Consider the following 8,421-nt stretch of genomic DNA (forward strand, 5'->3'; position numbering starts at 1 on the left):
TTAGGCGCGACAGTAATTTTTCTGAAAAACCGACAACTTTTCATTCGCGCCGTAACCCACCATTTCCTTTTTAATGCTGGATTTACACACCTTAAACGGTGGGTTACGGCGGATTTCTAGATGGCTTTCACAGCATAGGTTTAAGCCGCCTAACCCACCCTACGAATCAAGCACAGTTTGAGCCGAAACGATCCACTACACCCAGGGCTATAAGGAGTAATTTCCATGAAAGAGGGGCAAAAAATCAAGCTCGACCAATTTTTAAAACATTCCGGTTTGGCGGCGACCGGGGGACAGGCGAAGATCTTCATTCAGTCCGGCTATGTGGCCGTGAATGGGGAGATCGAGACTCGCCGGGGGCGGAAGTTGGTGGCCGGCGATCGCGTCACGTTCGACGGACAAACGGTCGAAGTGGTTCTCTAGCCATCGGCTTTTGTTTGACTGTCTGCGGCGAGGAACTCTCGGGGGCGATCGCGATCGCCCCCCGCTCCCGGCAAATTCTCGCAGACGGACACGATACGTTTAATTATCATCCGTAAATTCATCTAGGAAAATCGCGATCGCGATCCAAAATTGATACTCGCAGCCTCAAAATCATTTAAATTTTCAGTAGATTGACGGAGCAATTGATTCGCGAATGGGTGGCGAACCTTCGACATTACAAAACTTCAAATTTGGGGGTAATATTTGCAAAGTTTTTTGAAGGCAAATCCGTTGTAAACAATTCAAAATAAATTCTCGGCTGTTTTCCCTAAATTTTCGCCAATTTTACATGATTTTTACAAACTCATTACAATCCTTAAAAGATATTGTAAATCCGTGAAAATACTGTATCCATCTCAATTTAAATCCGGTACGATAGTTAACAGGTGGAGGAATGGGAACGGCGCATCTGACGCGATCAACTCAACAATTTTGGAGAGCAGAGATGAACATTAAATTTTCGAGTATCGTTGCATCCACAGTTTTGGCTGCCGGTTTGGCAGCGATGTCCGCGACCGCCGCACTAGCCGACAACGTATTTTCGGATTTGGCGGTCTGGTCCCAAACGAGCGTATCTGGAAATGACGACGTTGATGCGATCGAAAGCCTGTTCGGGCAAGAGGTAATCGAGGGTTACAGTCTGGATGATTACAAAGTTGACAGTAGAAGTGGCTCAAATAGTTACTTCGAGATCGAGCAGCTCAATGAAGGGGTCGGTACGCTCACATTCAAGGATAGCAGCCTCGCCAATTCTACCTTTGCATTTGTCCTGAAAGCTGGCAATGGCTTTGACGCTTATCTGTTCGAGGGGGTTGATGTCGGTACGGCATTGAACTGGAGTACCGCCAACGGCAAGGATCTGTCTCACGCGACGCTGTACGTGTTCGACCAAGGGACTCCCGACCCCTCTCAAAACGTCCCGGAACCGGCGACCGTGTTCGGATTGCTCGCAGTGGGCGGAATGTTGGTCGGCAAGAAAGTGATGGATCGCAAAAACTAGAATGATGAAGAACTCGGGATAGATTCTCCTTGATTCCGACTTGAATTCTAACCTATCACGGCTTTGGAAGTTCAGCGATATCTGAACCGACTCTCGTAATGTCATACCGAATCACCGATAACGATGATGAGACAGATGGAACAAAGCAGCCCCCCGAGGGCTGCTTTGTATTTGGGAAGTTGTCCCGGTCGGATCGTTTTGCTACAGTAGGGCGATCGCGGAACCTTTAAATTGATGCCAATGACATTGAGGATAATTCTAACCGCCCTGCTACTGATTTGGGCGATCGCGGCGACTCCCGTCCGGGCTGCAGAACTCCCCGAAACCGTCAAAACCTATCCCCTCAACATCTCGCCGAACGTCGCCAAACAGACCGTCACCCTGGACCCCCCGGCAACTCACCTAAGAGTCAAGATGGTCAAGCCGGGGGACGTGGCGATTCCCTGCGGGTACAGGAGCCAAACCTACACCTGTACGGCGGGAAAAGCGTTGGATATCGTACCGAAAGACGGCGACCCCATCGAAAAATTTTGGGGCCAGAATACCACGGAAAAAATGGTGTTTCTGACCCTGACGGTGGAGGAAATCCCGGTCGAGGAAACGGCCTCAGAGCTGCCGGTGAGCGATGACGGCATAGAAGGGGTCGCCCCCGCCGAGTCCGAGCATTTGCAGGACGGGGGGAGTGATCGAGGGGCGGACGATCGCCTCGGGGACGCTGAAGCCCGGTAGTTCGCCGCTGCGGACGGAGTTGAAGTAGCCTTCCACCAGTTTCACCCGTTTGGCTTCGGTCGCTTCCCGCCAGGCGGCGATCGCTTTTTGGAAGAACATCCGGTTGGAAAAACTGACGATCGCGACCCCCCCGGGCTTGAGGACGCGGTGCATTTCGTGGAAAACCGCCTCGGGATACTGCAAATACTGGACCGAAACGCAGATCGACACGGTGTCGAATTCGCGATCGCCCAGGGGCAGTTTCGGGTCTTTATTGAGATCCTGGATAAAATAATGGTTGAGTTGGCGGTTGCGGGCGAGTTCATCCCCGTTCATCCCGTGTCCCTCGACGTGGGCGAATTCCACGTCGTCGGGGAGGTGGGACACCCAGCTACTCATCAGATCCAGAACCCGGCTTCCGGGGGGGATGCGATCGCGGTAGAGTTGGGTGAGTTGGTCGATGAATCCCTCATCGACGTGGGTGACGAACCGGGGATAGGCGTAAAACAGGGTATCTTCGGTTTCGTCGAGTTTTGATCGTTGGTTGCTTTGTAAGAGCATGGATAATGACTCGATGTATTTATGGATTGCTCCCTCCAGTTTAGAAAATATTAAGAAATGTAAACAAGTTCGGGTTCCGCCGGTCCGGCGACAAATCCCAAAATGGCGTTTTGGGCGGGATCTCGGAGCAGGGTTCCGGCGGTTCCGTCGAGGGTGAAGGGTTCGAGGAGGAGGCGATCGCGGGGCGTCCCGTGGATTTCGACGCGGTCGCCGGGGGCGAAATCGGCGACGATATCGGCCTGTCGGGGATCGGCGATATGGTCGGCGGTCGAGAGGATGAAGCGATCGTCCCCGTCGCCGCCGAACAGGAGATCTCGACCCAAGTCGCCGCTGAGGAGATCCGCCCCTTCGCCCCCCGTCAGGGTATCATTTCCCGCGCCCCCAAATAAGGTGTCGCCGCCGCCGTCCCCGGAGAGGGAATCGGCCCCGGCATTGCCCGAAATCGTGTCGTCGCCCCGCCCGCCGAACAGGGTGTCATCTCCCGCCAACCCGGCGATCGCGTCATTTCCGCCGTTGCCGTTGAGGAGATTATTTTGCCAATTTCCGAAGATGCGGTCGTCGCCGCCGTTGGACAATGCGATCGTCTCTTCGATCCAGGGGACGTAGACGGAAACCCGGGTGTCGCTGAAAAACTCGCCGAAGCTGGTGTCGTTGCGATCGGTGACGTCCACCCCGGCGGTGAGGGGACTCTGGCCGAAGGAGGTCAACCCCGCCACCTTGCCATCGATGAAGGCTGGGGAACCGGAGTCGCCGCCGCCCGGGGCGATTTCTTCCGGGCCCAATCCCAAATCGGGGAGGCTGTATTCCACCCCGAAGGCGTCGTTGGCGGGGGAACCGCTGTCGAAGTCGTAGGCGAGTTGGCTGCCGGGGATGATGTTGCTGCCGGGGTCGTCGTTGAAAATTTCGCCGGGGGCATCGTAGCGATTTTTGCCGCCCCGGCGGATGCCCGTCGGACCGCCGAAGTCTTCCCCGTCGAATCCGTTGCCGCCCACGCCGTAGCCGACTTTTTCAAAGGTTCGGCCCACCTCGTCGAAGTCCCGATAGAGGTCGTAGCGGTCGGCGGCTTCGGGGGCGGTGCGGGCCAATTCTAGAATGGCGATGTCGCGGTTGTTGTCGAAGTCGGCCGTCCAGCCCGGGTGGAGGAAGATATTTTGGACCGCGATCGCTTCCCGGCTCGTGGGAACGTCGAATTGGACTTGATAATCGCCGGGGTCGTCCCCGGGGTCGAAACAGTGGGCGACGGTGAGGATGTGGCGTCCGGTGCCGAGGAGGCTGCCGGTGCAGTCGATCGCCCCATTTTTGCCGTGACCCACCACGCCGTCAAAGCCCAGACCGGTGGCGACGAGGCGATCGCCGGCGTCGGCGGGGGTGGCGGAACTGACGATTCGCGATCGGCGATCGCGAGTTTTTGTTAAGAATTTTTGCATCCTCAAATATTAAGAATTGTGAAACCATTAATTTCCATTTTCCGAGGTTGAAGGTGGCAATCAAACCCCCCCTTGAAAGGGTCGCCGCCGAAAACTAACAGAGTTGATGGACTAGGATAAGATAGAGACGAGATGAGAAGTCGAATGACGGGATTTTTGGGCAAATATTTGGCGGGCAGACCCCATCCGTACTGTCTCGGAGTCGGCGGGGATCGCCAGTTATCGGTTCGAGAGTCATAAAAATCGGTCGTTTCGATTCCCATTAAAGAGTCAATCTGACGGATCGCAAAGTCATGAAGAATTGTTAAGTTTGACTGGTATTTCAACCCCTTAAAAGTCGCGGGAATGATGAAGTTATGACGACTCCCAAAACTCAACCCCATCTGGCGGTCGGTTCTTTGGACCCCCTACATCGACTGATCGTCACCCACCAAGATTGGATGGTGATGCAAATTCGACCGTCACCCGGGCGGACGGGAGGGCAGTCAATTTTGAACCACCTGCTGTCCGTCAAGGGGTCGATCGCCCGACTGTCCCTTTTGTTGATTGAAACCAGCGTCAATCTGGCGACAGATGGGTTGGAGTCGGATGTGGGGGCGCGGCTGAAAGCCCACGGGGGGCTCGGCGCGATCGTCGCCTCGGAGGACGCGGAAGCCGGCGTCACCGCCGTCGAGATCCTGGATCGTCTCCGGGAATATCGTCAATGCTATTTTAACTTGATCGAGTTGGGGGAATTTGGCCTCGAACAGCAAGGGCTATTTCGCGAGGTGGTCGCCAATTTTTTCGATGCCCTCGATCGCCAGGTGTTCGACCGAGAAAAGAAATTGCAATATCAATCGATCGTCCGCGACTACATTCACGGGCCTATCGATCCAAAAATGAACGTCGAAACAACGGACTTCGGAGCGTATTTTTTAAACGGCATCAAACTTCCCATCGTCATCTTCGACCGAGATCACAACGTCGTCTTTTTGAATGGGAGTGCCCGGCAGGTCTTCGTCAGTTTCTACCGCCGCGCCCCCCGGAAAGAAAATATCGGAATTTGGGAGATCCCCTGGTTGCAGGAGCGATCGCGGCAATTGACGCGACAGGACTGGGGGGAAATGGTGGATGAGGTCGGCGTCGAAATCGAAGGGGTCGAGCGGTGGTTTTCGCTGAAATTGTACCGGATCGAGGGGATGCAAACCCCCAGCCCGGGCGCGATCGCCGTCTGCGAAGACATCAGTACCCAGAAACGAGAAGCTCGACATCTCGACCGTGATCGGCAACATTGGCAGGAAGTGCAATCCCTGACCCGGACGGGCAGTTGGTCTTTGGATCTGGGGACCGGAACCATGATTTGGTCCGAGGAATTTTGCCGTCTGTTGGGTCAAAACTCCGGGGAATACCAGCCCGGTTTTGAACGGTTCCTCAATCAGATCCACCCCGGGGATCTAAAATTCGTGGTAGAAACCCACGTCCAATCCCTCAATTCCCAGCAGAATTACCGTCTCAACTATCGCATCGTCAAACCGGACGGCTCAGTCCGTTGGGTCAACCAGGAATCTCACCCCGTCCGTGATGGCAACGGCAACATCGACCACATCACCGCCGTCGTCCGCCCCCTGGCCGACCCGAAATCGGCTGCCCCCTCCGTCAAACTCGAAGAATTTGCGATCGCCTCCGCCGTCAGTGCCATCGTCCTGTCGGACCTCGGCGGCCGTCTGCTCTACGCCAACGAATCCTTCCTGCGGATGTGGGGGTACGAAACCATCGAGGATGTCTTAGGCCGGCCGATCTCGACCTTTTGGGGAGATCGAAACCAGGCGATCGCAATCTGCCGCGTCCTCCACCGCCGCCAACAGTGGATGGGGGAAATGGCGGCCCGACGCCGGGACGGCACCCAATTCCACGCTCAACTGACGGCCAACATCGTCGCCGACGAGGACGGGACGCCCATGTACGCGATGGCATCCCTGATCGATGTCACCGCCCGCAAACAGGCGGAAATCGCCCTGCGGGAGAGCGAATCCCGCCTCCGCACCCTGATCGCCACCAGTCCCAGCGGTTTGGTGGTGGTCGATCGCGACGGGCGGGCCCTGTTCCTCAACCGGGCGGCCGAAGACCTGTTCGGCCGTCGGGCCGCGGATTTGCAGGGGGAATTGGTCGGGATTCCCCTGACGACCCGCGAATCGACGGAGTTGGAAATTTTCAGGCCCGACGGCAAACATAAAGTTGCCAGGATGCGGGTGGTCGAAGTTCCTTGGGACGGCGAGACGGCTTACCTGGCATCCCTGACGGACATCACTGACCTCAAACAAACTCAAGACCAATTGACCGTCTTTTCCCGGGCCTGCGATCAGAGTCCGGTGTCGATCGTGATCACCGACTCGGAGGGCAACATCGAATACGTCAACCCCAAATTTGAAGAAGTCACCGGGTATTCGGCCGCGGAAGTGCTCGGCCAAAATCCCCGCCTCCTCAAATCCGGCTACACCACGGACAAAGAATACCAAATGCTGTGGAGGACGATCAGTTCCGGGCAACAGTGGTCCGGAGAGTTTCACAACCAGAAAAAAAATGGGGAATTGTTCTGGGAACACGCTTCGATTTCCCCCCTGCGGAACGACGAAGGGGCGATCACCCACTACGTCGCGGTCAAAGAAGATATCACCAAACAAAAGCAAAATGAGGAAATTCTCGCCCACCAGGCCAACTACGACGCCCTCACCGACTTGCCCAACCGAGTTTTGGTTTTAGATCGGCTTAGACAGGCGATGATACAGGCGGACCGCGATCGCAAGCACGTCGCCCTCATGTTCGTGGACCTCGACCATTTCAAAAAAATCAACGACACCCTCGGCCACGACCTGGGAGATTACCTCCTGCAAGAAACGGCGGACCGCCTGATGAAATGTCTCCGCAAAAGCGACACCGTCGGGCGCCTCGGCGGGGACGAATTTTTGATCATCCTCCCCAATTTAGACCGTCCCTTGCAGGCGGAATATGTCGCCAACAAGGTGTTGGAGGTGTTGGGAAAATCTTTCGACCTGTGCGGTGAGGAGGCGTTTATTTCGGCGAGTATCGGCATCGCCAGCTATCCCGACGACGGCAAAGATACCAATACTTTGATGCGAAATGCGGACACCGCCATGTATGCGGCGAAGCAGGAGGGACGCAATGCTTTTGCTTTCTTTACGCAAACGATGAACGACATCACCAAAAACCGGGTATCTTTGGAAAATCACCTCCGCCATGCGTTGAGTCGAGGGGAGTTGTCTGTGGTTTATCAACCTTTCGTCCATCTGGCGTCTTCGCGCATTGTGGGGGCCGAAGCCTTGATGCGGTGGTACAGTCCGGAACTCGGACAGGTGCAACCCGACCGGTTTATCCCGATCGCCGAAGACACCCGTTTGATCGTAGAGTTGGGAGAGTGGATTTTATTGACGGCCTGCCAGGAGGTGGCGGCTTGGCATCGGTCCGGCTCGGAAAAGTTGTGGGTGGCGGTGAATTTGTCCCCCCGACAATTTCGGACGCCGGCTCTGCTCGATACGATCGCTGACGCGATCGCCAAAAGCGGCATCGATACGGACTGTTTGGAGTTGGAAATTACGGAGCGATCGCTGGTGGAAGAAGTGCCCGGCGTGCGGGAGTTGATCCGCAGTCTGGGGGAGATGAATATTCGGCTGGCGATCGACGATTTCGGCACGGGTTATTCTTCCCTCAACTATCTCAAACGGTTCCCATTCAGCGTGTTGAAAATTGACAAGTCGTTCATTGCCGATCTCCCCCACGACGAGGAGGCGATCGCTCTGGTGAAAACCATGATTTCGATGGGGCACGGATTGGGGTTGTCGGTGGTGGCAGAAGGTATCGAAACGGAGGAACAATTGCATTTTCTCCGCCAGGAAGGTTGCGATTACGGCCAGGGCTACCTGTTCAGCAAACCCCTCCCCGGCAGCCAGTTTCAATCCTATTTACAGTCCCAGATTTGACCCCGATGTTGCCGAAATTCCGAACAATGAGAAAAATCCGATTATTTATTGCGTCGAGTCTGGACGGATACATCGCCCGAAAATCTGGCGCGATCGACTGGCTCCTCACGGACACCGATCTGGACTACGGCTATGGAGAGTTTTATGCCACAGTTGACACCGTTTTGATGGGGCGCAAAACCTACTGGAGAGTTTCATCTTAAATGAGGCGATCGGATCTGAATCCACAGGCAAGATGCCCGATGCTCCGTTGGGAATTTTGCCTCAT

The 8,421-nt window shown here is 55.5% G+C and carries 6 protein-coding genes; 4 read left to right on the forward strand and 2 right to left on the reverse strand.

From position 1 onward, the window contains the following. The first annotated feature begins 225 nt into the window (after nt 1–225). Nucleotides 226–423: an RNA-binding S4 domain-containing protein gene (locus tag LKE08_RS02195; RefSeq protein ID WP_324702553.1), complete on the forward strand. Its 198-nt coding sequence runs from the start codon at nt 226–228 to the stop codon at nt 421–423. 505 nt (nt 424–928) lie between these two features. Continuing rightward, nucleotides 929–1,483 (forward strand): PEP-CTERM sorting domain-containing protein, encoded by a 555-nt coding sequence (locus LKE08_RS02200; RefSeq protein WP_324702554.1) that lies wholly within the window; start codon nt 929–931, stop codon nt 1,481–1,483. Between the two features lie 606 nt (nt 1,484–2,089). Here the strand turns inward: LKE08_RS02200 and LKE08_RS02205 are convergent. Both LKE08_RS02205 and LKE08_RS02210 read right to left on the reverse strand, forming a co-directional pair. Then, complete coding sequence (locus tag LKE08_RS02205; RefSeq protein ID WP_324702555.1) at nt 2,090–2,752, reverse strand: methyltransferase domain-containing protein; 663 nt, start codon at nt 2,750–2,752, stop codon at nt 2,090–2,092. 50 nt (nt 2,753–2,802) lie between these two features. Then, nucleotides 2,803–4,179 carry a trypsin-like serine protease gene (locus LKE08_RS02210; RefSeq protein ID WP_324702556.1) on the reverse strand — a complete coding sequence of 459 codons (1,377 nt, stop codon included), beginning with the start codon at nt 4,177–4,179 and terminating at the stop codon, nt 2,803–2,805. A gap of 356 nt (nt 4,180–4,535) precedes the next feature. Between LKE08_RS02210 and LKE08_RS02215 the strand changes: the two genes are divergently transcribed. Further along, entirely contained in the window at nt 4,536–8,153 is a 3,618-nt protein-coding gene (locus tag LKE08_RS02215; protein WP_324702557.1) for an EAL domain-containing protein, read from the forward strand. Nucleotides 8,154–8,179: 26 nt separating this feature from the next. Next, nucleotides 8,180–8,356, forward strand: a complete 177-nt coding sequence (locus LKE08_RS02220; RefSeq protein WP_324702558.1) for a dihydrofolate reductase family protein — start codon at nt 8,180–8,182, stop codon at nt 8,354–8,356. Nucleotides 8,357–8,421: the final 65 nt, after the last annotated feature.

It is taken from the genome of Lyngbya sp. CCY1209 (genome assembly GCF_035615495.1).
Classification (GTDB): Bacteria; Cyanobacteriota; Cyanobacteriia; order Cyanobacteriales; family Microcoleaceae; genus Limnospira.

What these genes read in the sequence shown, in the direction of transcription:
- LKE08_RS02220 (WP_324702558.1), top strand. Translation starts at nt 8,180, where the DNA reads ATGAGAAAAATCCGATTATTTATTGCGTCGAGTCTGGACGGATACATC.
- LKE08_RS02195 (WP_324702553.1), top strand. Translation starts at nt 226, where the DNA reads ATGAAAGAGGGGCAAAAAATCAAGCTCGACCAATTTTTAAAACATTCC.
- LKE08_RS02210 (WP_324702556.1), bottom strand. Translation starts at nt 4,179, where the DNA reads ATGCAAAAATTCTTAACAAAAACTCGCGATCGCCGATCGCGAATCGTC.
- LKE08_RS02205 (WP_324702555.1), bottom strand. Translation starts at nt 2,752, where the DNA reads ATGCTCTTACAAAGCAACCAACGATCAAAACTCGACGAAACCGAAGAT.
- LKE08_RS02200 (WP_324702554.1), top strand. Translation starts at nt 929, where the DNA reads ATGAACATTAAATTTTCGAGTATCGTTGCATCCACAGTTTTGGCTGCC.
- LKE08_RS02215 (WP_324702557.1), top strand. Translation starts at nt 4,536, where the DNA reads ATGACGACTCCCAAAACTCAACCCCATCTGGCGGTCGGTTCTTTGGAC.